Genomic DNA, 23,222 nt, shown 5'->3' on the forward strand with positions numbered 1-23,222 from the left:
GCGATGACGATTCACGCACCCATAAAAAAAGGGGCGATCAAATCGCCCCTTTCTGTGTCACATCAGCCCCGACGACGCAGCGCGTCGATGCGTTCCTCCAACGGCGGGTGGCTCATGAAGAAGCGTGCAAAGCCTTGCTTGATGCCACCGTTGATGCCAAACGCGGTCAGGCTGTCCGGCATGTGAACTGGCAGGCCCTGTTCGGAGCGCAGGTGTTGCAGCGCTGCGATCATCGCCCCGGTGCCGGCCAGGCGGGCACCGGCTTCGTCTGCGCGGAATTCGCGTTTGCGCGAGAACCACATGGTGATCGCGCTGGCCAGGAAGCCCAGCACCACTTCAGCGAAGATGGTCGCCACGAAGTAGGCGATGCCGCGGCCGCCTTCGTTCTTGAAGATCACCTTGTCGACAAAGTTGCCGATAATCCGTGCGAAGAACATCACGAAGGTGTTCACCACGCCTTGTACCAGCGCCAGGGTGACCATGTCGCCATTGGCCACGTGGCCGATCTCGTGGGCCAGCACGGCCTTCACTTCTTCATAGGAGAAGCGTTCGAGCATGCCCTGGCTCACCGCAACGAGCGCGTCGTTCTTGTTCCAGCCGGTGGCGAAGGCGTTGGCTTCATAGGCTGGGAAGATCCCGACCTCAGGCATCTTGATGCCGGCCTCGCGGGACAGCTCTTCAACGGTTTGCAGCAACCATTGCTCGTGCCGGGTGCGTGGCTGGGTGATGACCTGGGTGCTGGTGCTCATCTTCGCCATCCACTTGGAGATGAACAGCGAAAACAGCGAGCCGGCAAAACCAAAGACCGCACAGAAAACCAACAGCTGATTGAGGTTCAGATCAACCCCGTTGGCCGCCATGAACCCGTTAAAGCCGAAAAGGCTCAGGGTGATGCTGGCAATCAGCACGACCGCCAGGTTAGTGGCCAAGAACAGCAGGATGCGCATCATGGTTGTAGAATTCTCCTCATGCTTAATATGTCGCGTACTGCGGGGTATATAAGGTGCGGCCTGGGGTGATTCAACCGAGCGACTATTTCAAACTGTGTCCTACAGCATCAATGTAGAGCCTTGAAGGGAATTTCTGACCTGAAAAGGCACTCATGATCACCGCACTCATGCCCTCGCGCCCTGTAGTTTCAAGGGGCTGACCGGTCCGTGGTGTGCAGCGGCAAGCGAGGAGGGGAGGCAGGCTAGAGAAGTGTTGCCAGATACTCGCTGTACGACCGGATAGCGGTCGTACAGCGACTTTTACATTACTGGCGATAGGACTTGAGGAAGTTACCGATGCGACCAATGGCCATGTCCAGGTCATCCACACGCGGCAAGGTCACCACGCGGAAGTGATCCGGCCACGGCCAGTTGAACGCCGTTCCTTGCACCACCAGCAGCTTTTCCGATAGCAGCAGGTCGAGCACGAATTTCTCGTCGTTGAGGATCGGGCAGACTTTCGGATCGATGCGCGGGAAGGCATACAGCGCGCCCATGGGTTTTACGCAGCTGACGCCCGGGATTGCATTGAGCAGTTCCCAGGTGCGGTTGCGTTGTTCCAATAGACGGCCCTGGGGCAGGACCAGGTCGTTGATGCTCTGGTAGCCGCCGAGGGCGGTCTGGATAGCATGTTGGCTCGGCACGTTGGCGCACAGGCGCATATTGGCCAGCATGTCGATGCCTTCGATGTAGCTCTGGGCATTGTGCTTGGGGCCGGAGATGGCGATCCAGCCGGAACGGAAGCCCGCTACCCGGTAGGACTTGGACAGGCCATTGAAGGTCAGGCACAGCAGGTCCGGCGCGAGGGAGCCGGTGCAGATGTGCACGGCATCGTCGTAGAGGATCTTGTCGTAGATCTCGTCGGAGAACACCACCAGGTTGTGCTGACGCGCGAGTTCGAGCATGCCCAGCAGCACTTCCCTGGAATACACGGCGCCGGTGGGGTTGTTCGGGTTGATGATCACCAGCGCCTTGGTGTTCGGGGTGATCTTGGCCTTGATGTCGGCCAGGTCCGGGAACCAGTCGGCGCCTTCATCGCACAGGTAGTGCACCGGGTGGCCGCCGGCCAGGGTCACGGCAGCGGTCCACAGCGGGTAGTCGGGCGCGGGCACCAGTACTTCGTCGCCGTTGTTGAGCAACGCCTGCATGGACATCACGATTAGCTCGGACACGCCATTGCCCAGGTAGATGTCTTCGATGCCGACACCTTCAACCTGTTTTTGCTGGTAGTACTGCATCACCGCCTTGCGCGCGCTGAACAGGCCCTTGGAGTCGCTGTAGCCCTGGGCAGTCGGCAGGTTGCGGATCACGTCCTGGAGGATTTCGTCCGGCGCTTCGAAACCAAAGGGCGCCGGGTTGCCAATGTTCAGCTTGAGGATGCGATGGCCTTCCTCTTCCAGGCGTTTGGCGTGCTTGAGCACTGGGCCGCGAATGTCGTAGCAGACGTTGGCGAGCTTGTTCGATTTGCTGACCTGCATGGCGATGTGATCCTGAAAATGAACGATCCAGACGGCGTGGACACTACCGTACTGCGAAACCTGCGGGGCCTGCACCCATAAATACGTTTGAATGCCGGTAGCGCGGGTGCCAGACTGGCGTTTTGAAGAGGCGCAATCATACGTGCCGCCTGATCCATGGAAAAGACACAGATCAGGGTTTTTCAGTTGCCGAGGTGTACCGATGGATAAGTTGCAGAAAACCGTTGAAGAATGGAAGGCGATGCTCGATCCGGAGCAGTACAACGTGTGCCGTCTCAAAGGCACCGAGCGACCTTTCAGCGGCAAGTACAATGGCACCAAGACCGATGGCGTGTACCACTGCATTTGCTGCAATGAGCCGCTGTTCGATTCCACCACCAAGTTTGATTCCGGCTGCGGTTGGCCGAGTTTCTACGCGCCGATTGCCGACAGCGCGATGATCGAGATCCGTGACGTCAGCCTCGGCATGATCCGCACCGAAGTCACCTGCGCCAAGTGCGACGCGCACCTGGGGCATGTGTTCCCGGACGGCCCACCACCGACCGGCCTGCGTTACTGCATCAACTCGGTGTGCCTGGACCTCGTTCCTCGCTGACTGATCGTGACTGATCGTTCCCACGCTCCGCGTGGGAACGCCTCCTGTGACGCTCCGCGTCACGACTTTAGACGGAACGCAGAGCGTTCTGGGCTGCATTCCCACGCAGAGCGTGGGAACGATCTATGTGCAGGCATCATTGCGGTCAATTAAATTGCACACAATTGAATTGCCTACTATCTTTGCAATTCTTTCCCCGTATCCGAGGCGCCGTCATGAGCGACAACCTGCTGAGCATCCCGTGCACCACCATCAAGGGTGAGCAAAAGACCTTGGCCGATTTTGCCGGCAAGGCCATTTTGGTGGTCAATACCGCCAGCAAATGTGGCTTCACCCCGCAATACAAGGGCCTGGAGCAGGTGTGGCAGCAGTACAAGGACCAAGGTCTGGTGGTGCTGGGCTTTCCCTGCAATCAGTTCGGCAAGCAGGAGCCAGGCAACGAAGGGGCGATTGCCGAGTTCTGCGAGCTGAACTTCGGCGTCAGCTTCCCGCTGTTCAAAAAGATCGACGTGAATGGCGGCGACGCCCACCCCCTCTTCGTGCAACTGAAAAAACAAGCGCCGGGGCTGCTCGGCTCCCAACGCATCAAGTGGAACTTCACCAAGTTCCTGATCGGCCGTGATGGCAAGGTGGTCAAGCGTTTTGCCCCGACCACCAAGCCTGAAGCCCTGACCCAAGAGATCGAAGCCCTGCTCAAATGACCGACTTGCCCCACGTGTCCCTGGCCCTGGACGATCAGTTGTGTTTCAAGCTTTATGCCGCGTCCCGCGCAGTGACGCGAGCTTACAAGCCGATGCTCGATCAGTTGGGCCTCACCTACCCGCAATATCTGGCGATGCTGGTGTTGTGGGAGTGGCACGCCGCCATCCCGCCACAACCCACAGTCAAAGCCCTGGGCGAGCGCCTGATGCTCGATTCTGGAACGCTGACGCCGATGCTCAAGCGCCTGGAGCAGCTGGCGCTGGTCAAGCGTCAGCGCAGCACGTTGGACGAGCGTGAGATGCACCTGAGTTTGAGCAAGGCGGGTTTGCAGCTAAGAGACCAGGCCCATGCGTTGAAAACCCGGCTGTTATGCGACAGCGGCGTCGACCTGAATCAGGCCGAGGCCCTGCGCGATGGCCTGGACCAGTTGCTGGCGCAGATCAAAGGCTTGTCGAGGTCGGCACCCACAGGTCCAGCAGGGCCTTGAGCTCTTCGCGGCGAAACGGTTTGGCCAGGTAATCATCCATTCCCGCCGCCCGGCAGCGCTCGCGTTCTTCCGCCAGGGCGTTGGCGGTCAAGGCGACGATAGGCAGGTCCGGCCAGCGCCCGCTGCGGCGAATCTGCCGGCTGGCCTCGTAGCCGTCCATCACCGGCATATTGCAGTCCATCAGCACCAGGTCGAAGCGCTGCTCCTCCAGCAACTTGAGCGCCTCGCCACCATGGGCAGCCACAATCACTGCGCAGCCGAGCTTGCTGAGCATGCCCTTGGCGACCAATTGATTGACCGGGTTGTCTTCCACCAAAAGAATGCGCGCGCGATGGGCGAGGGGCACGGCGTCCATCTGGACAGGGTCGAGGATCAGTTGCGCTTCGCTGCGCAGGTTGCGTTGCAGAATCTGGTACAGCGCATTGCGGCTCAACGGGCGTGCCTGTTGCTGCAGCGGCATCAGGGCCGCGACTTCTTCGCTGGGCATGAAGTTGCCATAGGCGGTTACCAGCAGGATCGGCGCGCTGATCCCGGGGCGCAGGCGGAACAGGCACTCCGGGCAATCGGTAATCAGCAGGTCGGGGTTCAGCCCGGTCAGGTCGTCATCCTGGGAGTAACAGCGCAGCGCCAACCCCCAAGGCGGCAGCAAGGTGCCGAGCAATTCCGCCAGGCCGCTGCCGGTATTGGTGATGGCGATGACTTCGCCCAGCAGTGGCGCTTGTCGTGCGGCCGGCAAATGTGTGGGCAGCGGCAGGTCGGCGCAGAACTGGCTGCCAAAGCCGACTTCCGAGCTGATGCTCAAGCGGCCCTTCATCGCTTCACACAGGTTATGCGTCAACGCCAACCCCAGCCCCGTGCCGCCGAACTGGCGGGTGATACCCGCACCTGCCTGGGTAAACGGCTGGAATATCTTCACCTGCGCTTCCTGGGCAATGCCGATGCCGGTGTCACAGACTTCTATTTTTACCCGGCCATCCTCGGCGCTGAGGCGCACATCCACGCGGCCGAAGCGGGTGAACTTCAAGGCATTCGACAGCAGGTTGCTGACGATTTGCCGCACCCGTGTCGGGTCGCCAATCACCTGCGCAGGAAACAGCGGGTCGATCAGGCAGGTCAACTCGACACTCGGCGCGGCGTTCTGCGACAGCAGGTTGGCGGTGTCTTCCACCAATGAGCCGAGGTCGAACGGGATGCGTTCGAGCTCCAATTGGCCGGCGTCGAACTTCGACAGGTCGAGGATATCGTTGAGCAGTTCCACCAGCACCTTGCCCGAATCGTGGGCGATGGACAGTTGCTGGCGCTGTTCGGCGTTCAGCGGGCTGTCCAGCGACAGCGCGATCATGCCCAGCAAGCCATTGAGCGGCGTGCGGATCTCATGGCTCATATTGGCCAGGAACGCGGCGCGTGCCTGGGCCATGGCCAGGGCGGTCAATTTGGCGGCTTCGAGTTCATCGTTGGATTGGCTCAAGCGCTGGTTGCTGGCCTTGAGCTCCAGGGTGCGTGCCGAGACGATATCTTCCAGTTGACCCAGGTACTCGGTGAGGCGGTCCTCGGCATGCTGGCGTTGCTGGATTTCGGTCTGCATGTTTTCGAATTGCTGGTTGGCGACGTTCACCAGCACGCCGATTTCATCGTTTTCGTGGCCAGGTGGGCAATCCAGGCGGGCCTGCTTGCTGGTGCTGAGAGCACGGATAATGCGCACCAGCGGTTGCGTCAGCATCACGTAAAACAGCCCCAGCAGAATGCCGGTGAGCAGCAGGCTGCGGGCGAACCCGTTGAGCAAGGTTATCTCGGCGCGGTGCAGGAAACGGCTGCCAAACGCATAGGTGTCGACGTCCAGGCGCAGCACGCCGAGGGAATCATTGGGCATGTGGCTCAGGAACAGTCGGTCTTCAAACAAGCGGTTGGCGCCAAACAGAAAGTCACTGATGGGCCGGTAGGCGCTTTCTTTGCGCGGCCGGTTCACATCCGCCAGTACCACGCCATTGTTATCGACCAATTGCGCATGGGTGATGGCCGGCGAGTGCAACAGGCCCAGGGTCAGTTCCTGGGCGAGCTCGGCATCAATGTTGTAGGCGATACGTGAGGCAGGGTTATGGCTGATTTCGATCAGTGAGCGTATTTCACGGTTGATCGAGGCGTCTTCGCTGGCATAATCAATGCCGATTTGGATCAGGCTGAGCAAGGTTCCCAAGACGAAACCAACCAGCACAGTCAATCGAGCTTGTTTATAAGACAAGCGGTGGGCGAACTTGATATCCATCGGGTGTTGAACCACTTCACGTTTCCCTTCGCCCGGCAAGCATAGCTGAACATCCACAGGCTTTGGCTTGGCCGGCATGAATCGTTTTATACGCAGCCTCGTGGGTCTGCCACAGGGTTGCCAATACGCCATCTTTTGCAAGAACTTGCCAGAGGAATAATCGTGGATTCTCGATTGAATGCCTTTCTTGAGCGGGCCGATGCGGTTCTGGCTCGCCTGGAGCCGCTGTTACCGGCACCGCGCCAAGCCATCGACTGGAATAATTGCCTCGCCGCCCGTTGGCAGCGCGAAGGCCGCAGCGGCTTTTTGCTGCCGTTGGAAGTGAGCCTGGACATGCGCCTGTCCGACCTTATCGGCGTAGACAAGCAACGTGAGCAACTGGCTCGCAACACTCAGCAGTTTCTCGATGGCCTGCCCGCCAACCATGCGTTGCTGTGGGGCTCGCGCGGCACCGGCAAATCCTCCATGGTGCGCGCCTTGCTGGCCCAGCATGCCAAAGCCGGTTTGCGCCTGATTGAAATCGAGCGTGATCACCTGGCTGACCTGCCGCGCGTGGTCGAGCAACTGCTCAAGTTGCCGCAGCGGTTCATCCTGTTCTGTGACGACCTGTCTTTCGAAGCGGGTGAGGGCGATTATCGCGTACTCAAGAGCGTACTGGACGGCTCCCTTGAGCAAGCGCCGGAAAACGTGTTGCTGTATGCCACCTCCAACCGTCGTCACCTGGTGCCGGAAAACCAGAGCGACAATGACAATTGGAAGCGCGTGGACGGTGAGTTGCACCCCAGCGAAGCAGTGGAAGACAAAATCGCCTTGTCCGACCGTTTTGGCCTGTGGTTGTCGTTCTACCCATTCAGCCAGGAACACTTCCTGGATGTGGTTGAACACTGGATCGGCGAACTGGCCAGCAAGGCCGGCTTGCAGTGGCAGCGTGATGAAGCCCTCGACATCCTGGCCGTGCGCTGGGCCACCGGGCGTGGCAATCGCAACGGCCGTTGCGCGTATCAATTTGCCCGTTACTGGGTGGGTCTGAAGTTGTTGGAGCGTCAACCATGATCGATTTGCAACAGGCCGGCACCGGCCTCGATGGCTATGCCATGCTCTGCGCGCAGCTGGAGTCGCTGCTCGCCGATGAGCGTGACTTTATCGCCAACAGTGCGCAGTTCTCGGCGTTCCTGTTCAACCAGTTGGACGACTTGAACTGGGCGGGCTTGTACCTCAATCGCAATGAAGAACTGGTGCTTGGCCCGTTCCAGGGCCAGATCGCCTGTGTGCGTATCCCCTTCGGGCGTGGCGTCTGCGGCGCGGCGGCGGCATCGCGGCAAACCCAGCGGGTGGAAGATGTGCATGCATTCGCGGGCCATATTGCCTGTGACAGCGCTTCCAACAGCGAACTGGTGGTGCCTTTGGTCAAGGATGGCCTGCTGGTGGGTGTGCTTGATCTGGACAGCCCGTCGCTGGCCCGTTTCAGCGAGCAGGACCAGGCGGGCATCGAGCAGTTGGCGGCGATTTTTCTGCGGTTGACCGACTGCTGACCTTGCAGGAGAGGGCTGGCCACCGTTATTGGCTGTCCAGCTTATGGAGCTGCACTTGCAGGGTCCTCTCCAGCTCCAGCATGCGTTTTTCCAGGGCCTTGACCCCCGCTTCGAGCGTGGGGCGCTCTTCGTTGCGGGCACAGGCTTGCTCCAGCGCTTCGCATTGCGCGGCCAATGAACTTGCCTGGACGATGCGCGCGGCGCCCTTGATTTTGTGGGCTTGCTCGATGATGGCCTGGGTCGCCGCTTGGCGGGCCATCAAGGCCACCAGCTCCTCGCGGTCCTGACGGCTGCTGCTCAGCAGCTCCTCCAGCAGGCGGCGGCTCAGGTGCGGGTCGCCTCCGGTGAGTGCGTCCAGGCATTCGAGGTCCAGCCGCTGGCCGCTCGATTGCGGTTTGATCTGCGCCAGATGCTGCTCCAGTGCAGTGAGGCTGATGGGTTTGAACAGGCAGTCGTTCATGCCCGCCTGCGCACAGCGGAGTTTTTCCTCGGGTTGGGCATTGGCGGTGAAACCGAGGATCACGCAGGGCACCTGTTGCTCTCGCTGCTCGTATTCACGGATCGAACGGCTCAACTCATAGCCATTCATCACGGGCATGTTGCAGTCGGCAATCACCAGGTCGAAGTGTTCCTGGCGCCAGGCCTGAAACCCGGCGGCGCCATGCTGGGCCGCCGTGAACTGGTGCCCCAGGTAGCCCAATTGCTGGCACATCAGCAAGCGGTTCGCCGGATGATCGTCTACCACCAGCACATTGAGCACCGACGCGGCGGTCGGCGCCTGCGACTTGAGCTCGTCCAATGCTTCTATGGGCTTGAGGCAGGTCATCCTCAAGCTGACCTGTACCTGAGTGCCCACCATGGGCACGCTGCTCAGGCTCAGTTGCCCGCCCATCATCTCGCACAGGCTGCGACAGATCACCAGCCCCAGGCCCGCTCCGCTCCTGGCCAGGTGCCCGGAATTGTCCGCCTGGGCAAAGGGTTCGAACAGGCGCGATTGGTCCTCCCGGCTGATGCCGATGCCCGTGTCCTCGACCACCAGCTTCATCTGCACCTCTTGGGGGTGCTCGGTGGCTTGCACTTGCACCTTGATCTTGACCTGCCCGCGCTCGGTAAACTTGATCGCGTTGCTGACCAGGTTGGACAGCACCTGCTTGAAGCGCAGCGGGTCTATCAGCACGGCGGTGTTGTCGAAGTTGGGGTCGAATTCGAGCAACAGGCTGAGGGTCTTCTGGCGGGCCAGGCCGTCAAAGACGCGCACCACCGATTCGATCACTTCGCGCAGGTTAACGCGCTCGGGAGCCAGGCTCAGGCGGCCCGATTCGATGCGTGCAATGTCGAGGATATCGCCGATCAGCTCCAGCAAGTCCTTGGCCGAGTTGTAGGCCACTTCGATCGCCGGGCGGTCGAGATGGCCCTGGTCGGCGCGCTTGAGGGTCAGCTCCAGCATCCCGATCACGGCATTCATCGGCGTGCGGATTTCATGGCTCATGGTCGCAAGGAAGGTACTTTTTGCCCGGTTGGCTTCATCGGCGCGTTCCTTGGCGGTGCGCAGCTCGTCGAACAGTTGGCGCCGGTCACTGATATCGATCCAGCCACCGATGATGCCCTGGACTTCGCCGTCCGAGTCGCGATAGGGCAGGATCCAGTGGTAAATCGTGAGTTTTTTGCCATGAATGTGCAGGGTGCGATCGAGGATCAGCGGGGTGCCTTCGACCACCACCCGCTGGTAGTCGGCGTGGTATTGCTCGGCCTCAGGCGCCAGTGCCATGTCCATTTGCACCACACTCTTGCCGATCACGTCTTCGCGTTTGACCCCGAACACTTGCAGGTAGCTGTCATTACAGGTCTGCAACAGGCCCTTGCGATCACGCACATAGATCGGGTGCGGCGTTTCATTGACCAGTGCGCGCATGAACTCGAACTGGTCATTGAGGGCTCGCTCGGCCATCTTGCGATGTTTGATCTGGCGACGCATGTAGGCGTTCCAGGTCAGGGAGATCAGCAACAACAAGCCGGTGCCAATGATGATCTGCGCAATCAGTTGGTGGTAATTGCGCCAGTAGCTGTCGGAGGCGGGCGTGTAACCGCGCCAGCGGCTGTTGATCACGCCCATTTCGTCCGGGGCGATGCTCAGCAGCGCCTTGTCGAGGATTGAGCTCAGTTCGACGGCGCCGCGTGGCGTGGCCAGGGCGAAGGTGGCAGGCAGCGTGCCGATGCTGGCGCTGATCTGCAGTTTGTCCTGGAACACCTGGGAGGCAAGGAAATAGTTGGCGATGACCAGTGAGTTCACCGCGCCGTCCACACTCCCTTGGGCCAGCATTTCCGAGGCCTTGAAGGTATCACTGACTTCCACCAGGCGAATCTGCGGGAAGTCCTCTTGCAAGGTTTTTTCCAGCGGGTTGCCCAGGGTGATGGCCAGGCGCTTGCCTGCCATCTGCTCCAGGTTCGCGGCCGCATCGGGCTCCTTGCGAGTCAGCAGGACATAGGAGTTTTCCAGATAGGGGCGGCTGAAACTGAGCTGAGTTTCGCGTTCGGCGCTGGGGACAATGGCCCCGATAACATCGGCTTTACCTTCGGTGAGCTGCTCGATCATCGTGCTGATTTCGCGACTGCGCTGCACTTCAAAACGCAGGCCGGTGCGCAGGCGGATCAGCTCCAGCAGGTCGGCGGTGATGCCGCGAAAATTGCCGTCGGCATCGAAGAACGTCAACGGCGCGAATGTCTCATTGACCACGACTTTCACCACCGGGTGCTCTTTGAGCCAGCGCTCTTCACGTTGGGTCAGTTGCAGTTTCTTGTCGGTCAGTAAAATGTCGCTGCCGGCGCTCCAACGCTTGGCAATGTTGTCCCGTTCATTGATGGGGACAGCGGTCAGTACTGTGTCGACAATGCTCAATAAAACGTCCTGGTCGCGGCGCAACGCGAAGCTGAACCCATAGGCTTCATGCTTGCCGAAGTTGGCCATGTGGATGTTTTTGAGGTAGCCCTTGTTGATCATGTAATGGGTGGAAATAGTGTCCCCCAGGAACACGTCTGCCTGATCGAATGCCACTGCATTGAGCGCGTTCTGATAGGAGGGAAAGGCGCGGATATCCGCCTGCGGGTAGAGCTTTTCCACTTCGCTCAGCGGCAGGTAGTGGTAAACAAGGCTCAAGCGCAGCCCGGCCAGGCCATCGCTCAAACTGCGTGTTTCGCCTTCGCGGGTCACCAGCACCGGCTGGTCTACCGCATAAGGCCGCGAGAGGATGAGTTCAGGGTTGGCGGCCTCAAAGCCATTGGAGGAGCCCAGCAGGTCGATTTCGCCGGCTTCCAGCGCGTTTATCGCAGCGTCACGTGTCGGGTAACGCAACACCTTGACGGGCAAGGCCATGGCTTTGGCCAGCAGCCCTGCATAATCGGCGGTCAGGCCCTCATAGTCGCGACCGCTGGAGGTGAGGTCGAAGGGCGGGTAGTCGGGTGCCGAAGTGCCCAGTACCAGCTCGCGCTTGGACTGTAGCCACTGGCGCTGGGTCTTATCCAGTTGAATATCGAGTTGAACGGTACCCGCGCGGCTCAATAAGGTGAAGTGTTCCGGTCCGATTTGAGGGGCCGCGGGCACGGTCGTGCTCAAGCACAGGCCGGCCAATAATATAATCAGATAGTCCTTTATACACCTGGGCATCCGCTTTCTCACACTAGCGCGTTTCGTTTTGCCATCTCGATAAGTTCTACCAAGGACTTGGCTTTAAGTTTTTGCATCAGCCTTTTTTTGTAAGTGCTTACTGTTTTGTTACTTAGAAACATACCTTTGGCGATTTCTTTGTTCGTGCGGCCTTGTGCAAAAAGTTGCAATACCATCAGTTCCCGATCGTTCACGGCCTTGAACAGTTCAAGTTCCTGTGCGTCCTTGCTGTCGGCGCCATTGCAATTGAGTGCCTGGCTGGGGAAGTAATTGTAGCCAGACAGCACCGCACGAATGGCACTCAGCAATTCACTCAGGTCGCCTTCCTTGCACACATAACCGTCTGCGCCCGAGCGCATGCAGCGGGTGGCGAACAACGTTGGACTCTGGGCCGTCAGGATCAAGGTTTTCATCGAGGTGTTCATCGCGTTGAATCGGCAGAGCACTTCGAGGCCGTCGAGTTTCGGAATACTGATGTCCAGGATGATCAGGTCGGGCAGGCATTCGCGAACCATTTGTATCGCGTCACAGCCGTTGTCCGTTTCGCCAACGATTTTATAACCCTCGTGTTCCAGCAACATGCGAATCGCCAGCCGGATAACCGGGTGGTCATCAATGATAAAAACCGTGTTCATAATCATAGTCCATGCAAGTGCAAATAAAGCGGGCACATTAGCTCAGAAGATGAGGGAGGAGGACGAGCGTTGGGGGGAGTAGATATAAAACAGGAGAATTCCTACATAATAAAAGGTAACGACCTACCGTTCGATAAGGCTTCGTGTCGTCGGATGTAAGCAATAGTTGAATCAGTAAGCCCTGGAGCGGTGTCAGGGATCCAACCCTGTTTTTGCGGCGATTGTTTACCCGTGAGCAGTGTTTATAGTCCTGCATTTATAACGAGAGCAGTGGCGCAATCAATTCTGCCAGTGCGTCTTTATTCAGGGGCTTCAATAAGTAACCCAGCAATGGCAGGCCGCGCTGCCGGGCCTGGAGTGTCAGGTTGGACAACTCTGTTGCGGGCAGCCCGCTCAACAGGATTGCGCCGGTGATGAAGTGTTGGCGGCTGGCAATGTCTATCAATTCCAGCCCAGGCAGATCAGGCAGGCATTGATCGCACAACATCAAATCAAAGGGGTGGGGCGCGCAGGACATCCAGCGGATTGCCTGCTCGGCATTTTCCGCAAGGGTCAGTTGCTCGAAACCGAAGCTGTTGAGCAGGCACTGAGTGGCCAGGAGCTGAAAGGGATGATCCTCCACCAATAGGATTCGAAGACGGGGTATGGGCATAGAAGGCACATGGCTCAGTCAGAGGGACGTGACGTAGGAATTGCGTGTCAGGTTCGCAAGAAGCGTGCGCGATTATTCCTCGAGCGGATGTGCGAATTCGATCAGGCCGCTCTGTTCCCGTCGTAGGTAAAGTCTGTACGGGACGCAGGCGGCATGACCTGATGTTTCACTGGGGGCTGGAACGCCCGGTCATCTCCCTGGCCATTTCGGTGGCGTAGCTGTCGGTCATGCCGGCGATGAAGTCGATCATGCGCAGAAACGATGCGTGCAGGGGCCACGCAGGGTCGGGCGCGCTGTTGCCCAGCAAGTCGAGAATGCGCCGGTTCTTGAACGACGGCGTGCGCCCGCCATGTTGTTCCAGGGCGGCGCCGCAAAAGGCGTTCAGCAGGATTTCCAGGGTGGTATAGGCGCCGATTTCGTGCAGGGTCTTGCGCTTGTCCTGGAAGATTTTCTTGCGCGCCATGTCCTTGGCATCCAGTACGCAGCGCTTGGCCGGGCCATGCATGTGTTCCACCAGGTCGCCTGGCAGCGTGCCGGCGAGCAAGGCGTCCTGCTGCTCGACGAAGGCGCGTGCCGCCGCATTGGTCAGGTGCTCGATGGCCTTGCCGCGCAGGATCGCCAGCTTGCGCCGACGTGAATCCGCCGGGCCCAGTTGCCGGTAGGTCTGGGGCAAGTCGTCACCCACCAGGTCGAGCAGCAGCGACTCGACTTCGGCATAGTCGAGCAGCTCCATTTCCAGGCCGTCTTCGAGGTCAATCAAGGCGTAGCAGATATCGTCGGCCGCCTCCATCAGGTAGACCAGCGGGTGACGCGCCCAGCGTTGTTCTTCCAGTTGCGGCAGGCCGAGCTTGTGGGCGATCTGCTCAAGGATCGGCAACTCGCTCTGATAACAGCCGAACTTGTGCTTCTTGTAGCCCAACGAGTCCGCGTGGCGGGCGGTCCAGGGATACTTCAGGTAAGTACCGAGGGTGGCGTAAGTCAGGCGTGTGCCGCCGTCGAACTGATGGTATTCCAGTTGGGTGAGCACCCGGAAACCTTGGGCATTACCTTCGAAATTCAGGAAGTCGTTGCGTTCGGCGCTGCTCATGTCATCCAGCCAGCCGCGTCCGGCCGCCTGTTGGAACCAGTGGCGAATGGCATCTTCACCCGAGTGCCCGAACGGCGGGTTGCCGATGTCATGGGCCAGGCAAGCCGATTGCACCACCATGCCCAAGTCGCTTGGCTCGCACCAGTCGGGCAGAGCACTGCGCAGGGTTTCGCCGACGCGCATGCCCAGGGAGCGGCCGACGCAGCTGACTTCCAGGGAATGGGTCAGGCGTGTATGTATATGGTCGTTACTGGACACCGGGTGCACCTGGGTCTTGCGGCCCAGGCGGCGGAATGCGCCGGAAAAAATAATCCGATCGTGGTCTTTGTGGAACGGGCTACGGCCGAGTTCTTCCGGGCTGTGCAGGGGCTTTCCAAGACGTTCGCGGGTAAGCAGGGTGGGCCAATCCAAGGCGGGTACTCTCCGTGCGGTGAATGACCCTCCCAGCTTCCCGGTTCAGCGCGGCATCGGCAAGCAAAAATCTACAGGCCCGCCGCATCGATATCGATTAACAGCAAACGTTGACCGTTATCGAAGAACTGCCCGGCGGTGAGGCAGTACTGGTTGGTGGTGGCATCGCGGTAGGTCGACGACAGCGTCAGGCGCCGCTCCTCCCAGCCTTCGGCGAGCAGGTGATAGAAGTACGGCCGCCACGACCAGTTGTGGCCCAGGTAGCGGCTGTCGGCCTGCCAGGCATCCTGGCGCCACTCGAAGTTGGGCGTCAGCTGGGTGCCATGGCGGTCGCACTGGTAAAAACGCAGCAGCCACGGGAAGTTCGGCAATTGGGGCAGTTGATCGAGCGGCGCGCGACCTTGTGCCCAACTTTGCAGGATGTTCATCAGCTCGGCCAATTGCACCCGCAACTGCATCACACGGCCACGTTCGGCGAGTTTGTGCTGCACGTAAACGCTGCGCAGTTGGGCAAAACGCGCAACGAACGCATCAGTTGCAAACCAGTTCAGTTGGGCCTGGGCAAACAGATAGCCCTGTACATAACGCGCGCCGCACTCCAGGGCAAAATTCAGTTGCGCCTCGGTTTCCACGCCCTCGGCGATGATCCAGCACCCGGTTTTTTCGGCCATTTGCGCCAGTGCCCGTACCACTTCACTGCTCGGCCCGCCTTTAGCGGCTTCCTGGAACAGGCGCATGTCGAGCTTGAGAATATCCGGCTGCAGCGCCAGTACGCGGTCAAGTTGCGAATAGCCGGCGCCGAAGTCATCGATGGCGATGCGTGCGCCGGCCTCGCGGTAGCGCGCGACCACGTCGGCCAGGCGCTGGATGTCGCCGCCCAGTTCGGTGATTTCAAACACAATGCGCCGGGGATCGACGTTGTGCGCCTGCACTTGTTTGAGGCTGGGGAGGGCTTGGCCAGGGCGCAGGCGGTTTATCCAGCGCGGTGAGATGTTGAGGCTCAGAAACCAGTCGGCGGGTGCTTCATGCAGGCGGCTCAAGGCGTTTTCGCGGATCTGCCGGTCGAGGCGGCGCAGGGCCACGCCGGGTGTGCGCGGGTCGGCAAACAGCGGCCCAACCGATTGCAGGCGGCCATCGGCCTGACGTAAACGGCCCAGCGCCTCGACGCCGGCAATGCGTCCGGTGGCGGTATCGATGAAGGGCTGGAAACAGGCGAGCGGTTGCCCGTCGATCACGGGGCCTCCTTAAGAGAGCTGGCGAAAAAAGGCCCGGCCCTCAGTAACGAGGGCCGGGCCGATTCTGTTTGCAAGAAAGCAGCCAGCCAGCTTCAGCCTTTACGCTGCATGGCCAATTTGATCAGCGGGATCAAACCGGCACCCAGCCGCACCAGGCGCGTCAGGCTGCTGATACCGCCACCCTTGGCGCCCTTGCCGGTAAAAAAGCCCATCAGCGTCACCGCCGCCACGCCCCACAGCGGCGCGTGCTTGATGCCCAGGCTGTCTTGCCAGTTGTGGCGCATGTCGCGCATTTTGTTCAACGGCGCCATCAGTTGCTGGGACTCGTGACGAATCTCCTGGCGATGCATTTCCATGCGCAGGCGAATCAACGCCTTGCGCATTTCCCGGCGCGAAGTGTTTTGCGGGATTTCAGTCATGCTCATGGCAGCAGGCGCTCCCGATCATTGGCCAGCTCTTCAAGAGTGGCGTGGAAGGGCGTGGACTCATCGAACACCGCCGCTTTCAAGCGCACCCCGCAGAAGGCCGCAGCCAGGCTGTAGAACACGCAGAGGCAGATGATCCCGGTGAGACGATAGCCGGTGTCCCACACCAGAATCATCACCAAGGTCGACAACCCCACCAGCAATAACAGCGCAAACACCAGTGCCAGGCCTGCAAACAGCAGCAGGCTCACGGTGCGGGCCTTCTGTTCCTGCAACTCGATGCCAAATAATTCGACGTGGCTGTGCAGCAAGCCCAGAACGGCTGCGCCCAGGCGTCGTGAAGTGGAACTGGTGCCCGTGGACGAGCCGGTTTCGCCGATAGACATGATAGTTAGCGCCTTGTGGCCAGCAGACCGATCAGAAAGCCCACACCGGCGGCAATGCCGACCGACTGCCAAGGGTTGGCCTGCACGTAATCTTCGGTAGCCGTGACCGCCGCCTGGCCGCGTTCACGCAGGGAATCTTCGGTCAGTTGCAGGGTTTCGCGCGCCTTGAGCAGGCTCTCGTGGATCTTGCTGCGCAGCTCATCCGCCTGGTCACCCGCCAGCACGGCGGTATCGTCGAGCAACTTTTCGGTGTCACTGACCAGGGTTTGGAAATCCGCCATCAGTATTTCTTGAGCAGTCTTTGCAGTTCTTCTGGCCATGGGTATCTCCGTGATTGGCTGATTCTGTATGTCTGAGTGTGCGTGGTTTGTGTAGATGAGTTTTCGAGTCACCGGTTTCGGTGAAGGTTCACTTCAATTGTCTGGTACAGCTTTTGCTTTGCCTTGGTGCGCAGGCTCTGAGGCTTGCGCCGAGTCGGGGCGGATCAAGGCCAATGCCTGGAAAAACCTTACCCTAAATCACACAAACTCGCGGAAAAACCCTGTCGGCCACGGCCATTGTGTTGATCGCTGCGCTAAAACGGTTCATGCCCTCTGAAGAGCGGTGGGGCCGGTGGTGCCAATTTAGTGCGCGCAAACCTGGCTTGAACCGCTTTGGTGCTTTTTGCCTTGAATGCAGGCCTGCCAACCTCCATGGAAAATTTGCAAAGCGCAGTGGACACCCTCGTCCACAGCTCCAACACCCTGTTTATCCTGATCGGTGCGGTTATGGTCCTGGCCATGCACGCCGGCTTCGCGTTCCTCGAAGTCGGCACCGTGCGCCAGAAAAACCAGGTCAACGCCCTGTCGAAAATCCTCAGTGACTTCGCGATCTCGACCCTGGCTTATTTCTTTATAGGCTATTGGATCTCCTACGGCGTGAGCTTTATGCAGCCGGCGGCGGTGATCAGCGCCGACCACGGGTATGGCCTGGTTAAATTCTTTTTTCTGTTGACCTTCGCCGCCGCGATCCCGGCGATCATTTCCGGGGGCATTGCCGAGCGGGCCAAGTTCGCTCCGCAGCTGTGTGCGACCGCGCTGATCGTGGCGTTTATCTACCCGTTTTTCGAAGGCATGGTGTGGAACGGCAATTTCGGCCTGCAAGCCTGGTTGCTCGCGCGCTTTGGCGCCAGCTTCCATGATTTTGCCGGCTCCGTGGTGGTGCACGCCATGGGCGGTTGGCTGGCGCTGGCGGCGGTGCTGCTGTTAGGCCCGCGTAATGGGCGTTACAGGGAAGGGCGGCTGGTCGCGTTTGCGCCGTCGAGCATTCCGTTTCTGGCGTTGGGTTCGTGGATTCTGATCGTCGGCTGGTTCGGCTTTAACGTGATGAGCGCGCAAACCCTCAACGGTGTCAGCGGCCTCGTCGCCGTCAACTCGTTGATGGCGATGGTCGGCGGTACGGTCGCGGCCTTGGTGATCGGCCGCAATGACCCAGGCTTCCTGCACAACGGCCCGCTGGCCGGGCTGGTAGCGATTTGCGCCGGCTCCGACCTGATGCACCCGGTGGGCGCGCTGGTTACCGGTGTGGTCGCCGGTGGGTTGTTCGTGTGGTGCTTTATCGCCGCCCAGGATCGCTGGAAGATCGACGACGTGCTGGGCGTGTGGCCGCTGCATGGCCTGTGTGGCGTGTGGGGTGGCATTGCCTGCGGCGTCTTTGGCCAGACCGCACTCGGTGGCCTGGGTGGCGTCAGCCTGATCAGCCAGTTGATCGGCACCGCGTTGGGCGTGGCCGTGGCGCTGGTCGGTGGTTTGCTGGTGTATGGCGTGATCAAGCGTGTGTATGGGCTGCGCCTGAGTCAGGAGCAGGAGTATTACGGCGCGGACCTGTCGATCCACAAGATTGGCGCGGTCAGCCAGGATTGATCGGCTCGCTACAGTTGCCGGGCAGGCTTAGAATGATGGCCTGTTTTCTGGTTGGGTCCATTCGTCATGCCTCCTGAATGCCAGTTATTCGGCACCCTGGGTTGCCACCTTTGCGAAGTGGCGGAAGCCGTTCTGATGCCGTTGGTCGAACATGGGTTGATGGTTGAGCTGGTCGATATCACCGATCCCGTCAACTTGACCGAAACCTACGGCTTGCGGATTCCGGTGCTTCGCCGGGTAGACACGGGGGCGGAACTTGACTGGCCGTTCGACGCGGAACAGGTCGTTGCGTTTCTCGTTTAGGTTTTAACCAATGGCGAGTTTCCAAATATTGCGTTACTGTATGTTTGTACAGCGATTGAATAGAGGGAACGCCCGTGGTGAATGTTGAACAACTGAAAAGCAGCGTCAATCGCATGTCCGCCGACGTCGTGCGCGACGCGGTGAACGAGCTGCGCCTCGACGGCCTGGTCACGGAAGGCAAGACGCCGTTTAACAAAGTGCATTTCAATACCTGCTTTGCTGAAATCGAGGCGTTGTTCCAGCGCGCCGGTTATCACAAGCAACTGGATGTGGTGGGTTATCAGGGCTTGTTGTACGCGCTTTATGATCCTGGCCGCTGGGAAGCGGTAGATGTGTTGCGTTGGCTCAAGGAGTTCACCGAGGCGGCCAGTGCTTCGCCGGTACTGCGGGCGCAATTGGCCAAGGCCTGAGATCCACCCTAGGCTCCACCGCGCTCCATGCGGGATAATGCCAGCCGGTTTATTCAGGTTTCGAGCATTGCATGTCCACATCCGGTTTCTCTGCGTCCCAGCATCAAGCCAGCACCTTGTACCTGCCGCCCGGCCCCTGGGCAACGGTGCTCGATTGCCTGTGCGAGCACTTCCCGGCGATTGGCCGCGAGCAGTGGCTGGACCGCATCGCCCGTGGCCGCGTCTTGGACATCAATGGCCAGCCAATCAGCCTGTACCTCGCCTACAAGGAAGGCCTGTGCATTTATTACTTTCGCGAAGTGCCGAATGAGAAGGTGATCCCGGTTCAGGAAACCATCCTGTACGCCGACGAGCACTTGGTGGTGGCCGACAAACCGCACTTTCTGCCGGTGACCCCGGCCGGCGAGTACGTCGAGCAAACCCTGTTGCGCCGCCTGATCCGCCGCCTGGACAACCCCGCGCTGGTGCCTTTGCATCGCATTGATCGGCACACGGCGGGGCTGGTGCTGTTCTCGGCCAACCCGCAAACCCGGTCGGCGTATCAACAACTGTTCCCCACGCGGCGCATCGATAAATTCTACGAAGCTATTGCTCCGGCCTTACCCGACCTGACCTTCCCGCTGGTGCATAAAAGCCGCCTGGTCGATGGCCAGCCGTTCTTTCGCATGCAGGAAGGGCCGGGCGCCAGCAACACCGAAACGGCGGTGGAGGTGCGCGAGAAAAATGGCGATCTGTGGCGCTATGGCCTGTTCCCCGTGACCGGCAAGAAACACCAGTTGCGTGTACACATGACCGCGTTGGGGGCGAGTATCTGCAACGACCCGTTCTACCCCGATGTGCTCAAGGATGCCGAGGACGACTACGCCAACCCGCTCAAATTGCTGGCCCAAGGCGTGCGTTTTATCGACCCGGTAACCGGTGAACAACGCGATTTTCGCAGCCGCATCACCCTCGACTGGTAACCGCCAGAAACGACAAGGCCCGCACATGGCGGGCCTTGTGGGCAAGCGTTTAAGACTTACAGGTCTTTAACGGTGCGAACCTGATCTTTGTTGATGCGGGTCTGCTTGCCGTCAAGTTGTTCGAACTCGTAGAAGCCCGAAGCCTTGTCGTATTTAGGGGTGTCGACGGCCTGGATTTCGCGACCGTCATTCAGGGTGATCACTGTAGGCGAAGCGCAACCGGCAAGAGTAGCGAGGCCCAGTGCAAGCATGAGAGCGGCGATGGTCCGTTGAGTCATGAGTTTGTCTCCAAGAGAATTCTTTTAAATTGCTGACCTTGTGACGCGCGTGGCGTCGACAAAGTTCCTTGTGCGAGGTTCATTCTGACACGCCGGACCCTGGGTGCAACAGCTCGGGTGTATTCAGGTTGGCCAGGCGTGGGTCGCAGGCTGGGCATTCCAGGCCCACACCGCCCAACTGCAGGAAGAGCTTGCGCGGGCTGCGCTCACCGGCGGCCCATGCCTGTTCTACCTGGGTTTTGAGGTGGGTGGGGATGATGCAGATCAAGGGTTCCCAGAATTCACCATGGCGAACCATCACCGGCAGCTGCGGGTTTCGACGTGCCGCCTCACACAAATCGTCCAACAGTCCTACGTCGATGTTGGGGACGTCACACGGCAGTATCAGCAAATGCGCATGGTGCGCGGCGGCCAGGCCCGCGCGGATGCCCGCCAGCGGGCCGGGGAAATCCGGGCTGTCGTCGCTCACCAACTGGTCGGCATACGGCGCGTACTGCTCATGGTTGCGGTTGCACGAGATGATCAGGTCATCGGTCAGCGGGCGCGTCAGGCGCTGCAAATGCGCAACCAACGGCTGGCCGTGCCAGGGCAGCAGGCCTTTGTCCTGGCCGCCCATGCGTTGGCCACGGCCGCCGGCCAGTAGCAGGATCGAACAGGGCAGGGGCGAAGAATCAAGCGACATAGTGGTTCCGCTGCGGCAGGCAAATAGGGGCCTGTGATATAACATCGGGCTGTTCATTCGACAACTGGACCAAGCCATGAAAGCCAAGGCTGATGCGCCCTTCGTACCCCTGAATATCGCTGTGCTGACCGTCAGCGACACCCGCACCTTTGAAACCGACACCTCGGGCCAGGTCTTCGTCGACCGCCTGACTGCCGCCGGCCACAACCTGGCCGAGCGTGTGCTGCTCAAGGACGACCTCTATAAAATCCGCGCCCAAGTCGCCCACTGGATCGCCGAAGACGTGGTGCAAGTGGTGCTGATTACCGGTGGCACCGGCTTCACCGGCCGCGACAGCACGCCCGAAGCCGTCAGTTGCCTGCTGGACAAGCTCGTCGATGGTTTTGGCGAACTGTTCCGCCAGATCTCCGTGGCCGATATCGGCACCTCCACCGTGCAATCACGCGCCCTGGCCGGGCTGGCCAACGGCACGCTGGTGTGCTGCCTGCCGGGTTCGACCAACGCCGTGCGCACCGGTTGGGATGGCATCCTCGCCGAGCAGCTGGATAACCGTCACCGCCCGTGCAATTTCGTTCCCCACCTGAAGCAGGCTGAGCCCTGCGTATCCCGTGGATAAGCCAGGCAAGACCGGTGCCCTGATGCCGGTGGAACAAGCGCTGCAGCAATTGCTGGACATGGCCGACGCCACGCCGATTCGCGAGCCGCAAGTACTGCCCCTGGCCGATTGCGATGGCCGCGTGCTGGCGCAGGACCTGATCTCCACGCTCGACCTGCCGCCCTGGCCGAACAGCGCCATGGACGGTTACGCCCTGCGCCTGGCCGACTGGACCGGCGAGCCGCTGCCCGTGAGCCAGCGCATCTTCGCCGGCCAGGCACCGCAGCCACTGGCGGCCGGCACCTGCGCGCGCATCTTTACCGGCGCGCCGGTGCCTGAAGGCGCCGATTGCGTGGAGATGCAGGAAAACGCCGTGGTCCATACCGACGATCGCGTGAGCTTCACCGAGCGTTTGCGGGCCGGCCAAAACATCCGCCCCCAGGGCCAGGAAACCACGGTCGGCGAGTTGGTGTTAAACGCCGGCACTCGCCTGGGCCCGATTGAACTGGGCCTGGCTGCCTCCCTCGGGCATGACTGCCTGAATGTGGTGCGGCGGGCGCGTGTGGCCGTGCTATCCACTGGCGACGAACTCATCGAACCCGGCCTGCCGCTGGGGCCGGGGCAGATCTACAACAGCAACCGGCGTGTGTTGTGCAGCTGGCTTGTGCGCATGGGCTGTGAAGTGATCGATGCCGGGATTCTTCCGGATGACCTGGAAAAGACCCGCACATGCCTGGCAAGCCTGGGCAGTGTCGACCTGATCCTGTCCACCGGCGGTGTCTCGGTCGGCGAGGCGGACTTTCTTGGCATCGCCCTGCGCGAAGAGGGCGAACTGGCCCTGTGGAAACTTGCGATCAAGCCAGGCAAACCGCTGACCTTCGGGCACTTTCGCGGTGTGCCGGTGATTGGCCTGCCTGGCAACCCGGCGTCGACTTTGGTGACCTTTGCGCTGCTGGCCCGGCCCTATCTGCTGCGCCGCCAAGGCGTGCAGGACGTGGCGCCGCTGCGCTTCGAAGTGCCGGTGGGGTTCGTGTGGCCTCAGCCGGGCAACCGCCGCGAGTACCTGCGCGGGCGTATCGAGCAGGGTCGGGCGATTATCTACCGCAATCAGAGTTCCGGTGTGCTGCGCAGTGCGGCGTGGGCCGAAGGGTTTGTGGAGGTGTTGGAGGGGACGACACTCGAGATTGGCGACCGCGTCAGTTTCATTCCCTTGAGTGAAGTCCTGAACTGACAATAGAGATCTACTGTGGGAGCTGGCTTGGCTGCTGTGGCGGTTTTTCGGTGTACATATCCGTTGCTGCGGTAACGGCCGCTTATGGTTCCGCTCTTACAGCGGGTCACTTTTGCAAGGACCGGAATGCCGGCCCAGTCAAAAGTAACCAAAAGGTCCTCGCCCCACCACTCGGCACCTCGCTTAGGCTCGGTGTGCCAGAACGAAGGCTTGAATCCGTGGGCCGCCGCGATGGGCCATCCTTGGCCCAGCGCGGCTAACCCGGCGTCCTGCCGGGTTACCCACGGATTCAAGCCTGCGTTCGGCCATCGTGGTTAACGGG

Annotated in this window: 24 protein-coding genes; 11 read left to right on the forward strand and 13 right to left on the reverse strand. The window is 60.3% G+C overall.

Annotation, left to right across the window (positions count from 1 at the left end; all coding sequences use genetic code 11):
- Nucleotides 1-62: 62 nt before the first annotated feature.
- On the reverse strand, nucleotides 63-950 hold the full coding sequence (gene htpX / locus ACTD9P_RS05310; protein ID WP_138816088.1) for a protease HtpX: 888 nt from the start codon (nucleotides 948-950) through the stop codon (nucleotides 63-65).
- A 305-nt stretch (nucleotides 951-1,255) separates the two neighbouring features.
- Nucleotides 1,256-2,467, reverse strand: coding sequence for a pyridoxal phosphate-dependent aminotransferase (locus ACTD9P_RS05315; RefSeq protein ID WP_027607001.1), 1,212 nt, complete (start codon nucleotides 2,465-2,467; stop codon nucleotides 1,256-1,258).
- Nucleotides 2,468-2,669: 202 nt separating this feature from the next.
- On the opposite strand from ACTD9P_RS05315, the gene msrB reads away from it, so the two are divergent.
- The 3 genes from msrB to ACTD9P_RS05330 all read left to right on the forward strand — a co-directional run bounded on the left by msrB (nucleotide 2,670) and on the right by ACTD9P_RS05330 (nucleotide 4,251).
- Nucleotides 2,670-3,062: a peptide-methionine (R)-S-oxide reductase MsrB gene (gene msrB / locus ACTD9P_RS05320; RefSeq protein ID WP_438866945.1), complete on the forward strand. Its 393-nt coding sequence runs from the start codon at nucleotides 2,670-2,672 to the stop codon at nucleotides 3,060-3,062.
- A gap of 215 nt (nucleotides 3,063-3,277) precedes the next feature.
- A complete protein-coding gene (locus ACTD9P_RS05325; RefSeq protein WP_138816086.1) occupies nucleotides 3,278-3,763 on the forward strand; it encodes a glutathione peroxidase in 486 nt (161 codons plus the stop codon).
- Entirely contained in the window at nucleotides 3,760-4,251 is a 492-nt protein-coding gene (locus tag ACTD9P_RS05330; protein WP_438866946.1) for a MarR family winged helix-turn-helix transcriptional regulator, read from the forward strand. The genes ACTD9P_RS05325 and ACTD9P_RS05330 overlap by 4 nt, the downstream gene beginning before the upstream one ends.
- On the opposite strand, the gene ACTD9P_RS05335 is transcribed toward ACTD9P_RS05330, so the two are convergent.
- Nucleotides 4,205-6,514, reverse strand: a complete 2,310-nt coding sequence (locus ACTD9P_RS05335) for a hybrid sensor histidine kinase/response regulator (protein ID WP_438866947.1) — start codon at nucleotides 6,512-6,514, stop codon at nucleotides 4,205-4,207. The genes ACTD9P_RS05330 and ACTD9P_RS05335 overlap by 47 nt on opposite strands.
- Nucleotides 6,515-6,676: 162 nt before the next feature.
- Here ACTD9P_RS05335 and ACTD9P_RS05340 point away from each other — a divergent pair, with 162 nt between their 5' ends.
- Nucleotides 6,677-7,567 (forward strand): ATP-binding protein, encoded by an 891-nt coding sequence (locus tag ACTD9P_RS05340; RefSeq protein ID WP_138816083.1) that lies wholly within the window; start codon nucleotides 6,677-6,679, stop codon nucleotides 7,565-7,567.
- Nucleotides 7,564-8,046, forward strand: coding sequence for a free L-methionine (R)-S-oxide reductase MsrC (locus ACTD9P_RS05345; protein ID WP_438866948.1), 483 nt, complete (start codon nucleotides 7,564-7,566; stop codon nucleotides 8,044-8,046). The genes ACTD9P_RS05340 and ACTD9P_RS05345 overlap by 4 nt, the downstream gene beginning before the upstream one ends.
- A 25-nt stretch (nucleotides 8,047-8,071) precedes the next feature.
- On the opposite strand, the gene ACTD9P_RS05350 is transcribed toward ACTD9P_RS05345, so the two are convergent.
- The 8 genes from ACTD9P_RS05350 to ACTD9P_RS05385 form a co-directional block, all read right to left on the reverse strand.
- The gene (locus tag ACTD9P_RS05350) at nucleotides 8,072-11,707 is read right to left on the reverse strand and encodes a transporter substrate-binding domain-containing protein (RefSeq protein WP_438866949.1); all 3,636 of its coding nucleotides are present in this window, start codon (nucleotides 11,705-11,707) and stop codon (nucleotides 8,072-8,074) included.
- Between the two features lie 8 nt (nucleotides 11,708-11,715).
- A complete protein-coding gene (locus tag ACTD9P_RS05355) occupies nucleotides 11,716-12,342 on the reverse strand; it encodes a response regulator (RefSeq protein ID WP_438866950.1) in 627 nt (208 codons plus the stop codon).
- A 256-nt stretch (nucleotides 12,343-12,598) separates the two neighbouring features.
- On the reverse strand, nucleotides 12,599-12,994 hold the full coding sequence (locus ACTD9P_RS05360; protein ID WP_438866959.1) for a response regulator: 396 nt from the start codon (nucleotides 12,992-12,994) through the stop codon (nucleotides 12,599-12,601).
- A gap of 166 nt (nucleotides 12,995-13,160) precedes the next feature.
- Nucleotides 13,161-14,492: a deoxyguanosinetriphosphate triphosphohydrolase gene (locus ACTD9P_RS05365; protein WP_138816080.1), complete on the reverse strand. Its 1,332-nt coding sequence runs from the start codon at nucleotides 14,490-14,492 to the stop codon at nucleotides 13,161-13,163.
- Nucleotides 14,493-14,563: 71 nt separating this feature from the next.
- Complete coding sequence (locus tag ACTD9P_RS05370) at nucleotides 14,564-15,727, reverse strand: EAL domain-containing protein (protein WP_438866951.1); 1,164 nt, start codon at nucleotides 15,725-15,727, stop codon at nucleotides 14,564-14,566.
- Between the two features lie 92 nt (nucleotides 15,728-15,819).
- On the reverse strand, nucleotides 15,820-16,152 hold the full coding sequence (locus ACTD9P_RS05375) for a hypothetical protein (protein ID WP_017136180.1): 333 nt from the start codon (nucleotides 16,150-16,152) through the stop codon (nucleotides 15,820-15,822).
- On the reverse strand, nucleotides 16,149-16,538 hold the full coding sequence (locus ACTD9P_RS05380) for a phage holin family protein (protein ID WP_017136181.1): 390 nt from the start codon (nucleotides 16,536-16,538) through the stop codon (nucleotides 16,149-16,151). The genes ACTD9P_RS05375 and ACTD9P_RS05380 overlap by 4 nt, the downstream gene beginning before the upstream one ends.
- A 5-nt stretch (nucleotides 16,539-16,543) precedes the next feature.
- A complete protein-coding gene (locus ACTD9P_RS05385; RefSeq protein ID WP_017136182.1) occupies nucleotides 16,544-16,858 on the reverse strand; it encodes an ElaB/YgaM/YqjD family protein in 315 nt (104 codons plus the stop codon).
- 372 nt (nucleotides 16,859-17,230) lie between these two features.
- On the opposite strand from ACTD9P_RS05385, the gene ACTD9P_RS05390 reads away from it, so the two are divergent.
- From ACTD9P_RS05390 to ACTD9P_RS05405, 4 genes are all read left to right on the forward strand, one after another.
- On the forward strand, nucleotides 17,231-18,439 hold the full coding sequence (locus tag ACTD9P_RS05390; RefSeq protein WP_438866952.1) for an ammonium transporter: 1,209 nt from the start codon (nucleotides 17,231-17,233) through the stop codon (nucleotides 18,437-18,439).
- A gap of 66 nt (nucleotides 18,440-18,505) precedes the next feature.
- The gene (locus tag ACTD9P_RS05395) at nucleotides 18,506-18,742 is read left to right on the forward strand and encodes a glutaredoxin family protein (protein ID WP_438866953.1); all 237 of its coding nucleotides are present in this window, start codon (nucleotides 18,506-18,508) and stop codon (nucleotides 18,740-18,742) included.
- Between the two features lie 74 nt (nucleotides 18,743-18,816).
- Nucleotides 18,817-19,152, forward strand: a complete 336-nt coding sequence (locus ACTD9P_RS05400; protein WP_003189932.1) for a hypothetical protein — start codon at nucleotides 18,817-18,819, stop codon at nucleotides 19,150-19,152.
- Between the two features lie 71 nt (nucleotides 19,153-19,223).
- Complete coding sequence (locus tag ACTD9P_RS05405; protein WP_438866954.1) at nucleotides 19,224-20,114, forward strand: pseudouridine synthase; 891 nt, start codon at nucleotides 19,224-19,226, stop codon at nucleotides 20,112-20,114.
- 56 nt (nucleotides 20,115-20,170) lie between these two features.
- Here ACTD9P_RS05405 and ACTD9P_RS05410 read toward each other — a convergent pair whose 3' ends face one another.
- Both ACTD9P_RS05410 and mobA read right to left on the reverse strand, forming a co-directional pair.
- Nucleotides 20,171-20,392: a YgdI/YgdR family lipoprotein gene (locus ACTD9P_RS05410; RefSeq protein WP_017136187.1), complete on the reverse strand. Its 222-nt coding sequence runs from the start codon at nucleotides 20,390-20,392 to the stop codon at nucleotides 20,171-20,173.
- 79 nt (nucleotides 20,393-20,471) lie between these two features.
- A complete protein-coding gene (mobA, locus tag ACTD9P_RS05415; protein WP_438866955.1) occupies nucleotides 20,472-21,074 on the reverse strand; it encodes a molybdenum cofactor guanylyltransferase MobA in 603 nt (200 codons plus the stop codon).
- A 76-nt stretch (nucleotides 21,075-21,150) separates the two neighbouring features.
- Between mobA and moaB the strand changes: the two genes are divergently transcribed.
- Nucleotides 21,151-21,690: a molybdenum cofactor biosynthesis protein B gene (gene moaB, locus ACTD9P_RS05420; protein ID WP_438866956.1), complete on the forward strand. Its 540-nt coding sequence runs from the start codon at nucleotides 21,151-21,153 to the stop codon at nucleotides 21,688-21,690.
- Nucleotides 21,691-21,712: 22 nt separating this feature from the next.
- Nucleotides 21,713-22,900: a molybdopterin molybdotransferase MoeA gene (locus tag ACTD9P_RS05425; RefSeq protein WP_438866960.1), complete on the forward strand. Its 1,188-nt coding sequence runs from the start codon at nucleotides 21,713-21,715 to the stop codon at nucleotides 22,898-22,900.
- The last annotated feature ends 322 nt before the right edge of the window (nucleotides 22,901-23,222 follow it).

This window comes from Pseudomonas onubensis (assembly GCF_965653655.1).
Lineage (GTDB): Bacteria > Pseudomonadota > Gammaproteobacteria > Pseudomonadales > Pseudomonadaceae > Aquipseudomonas.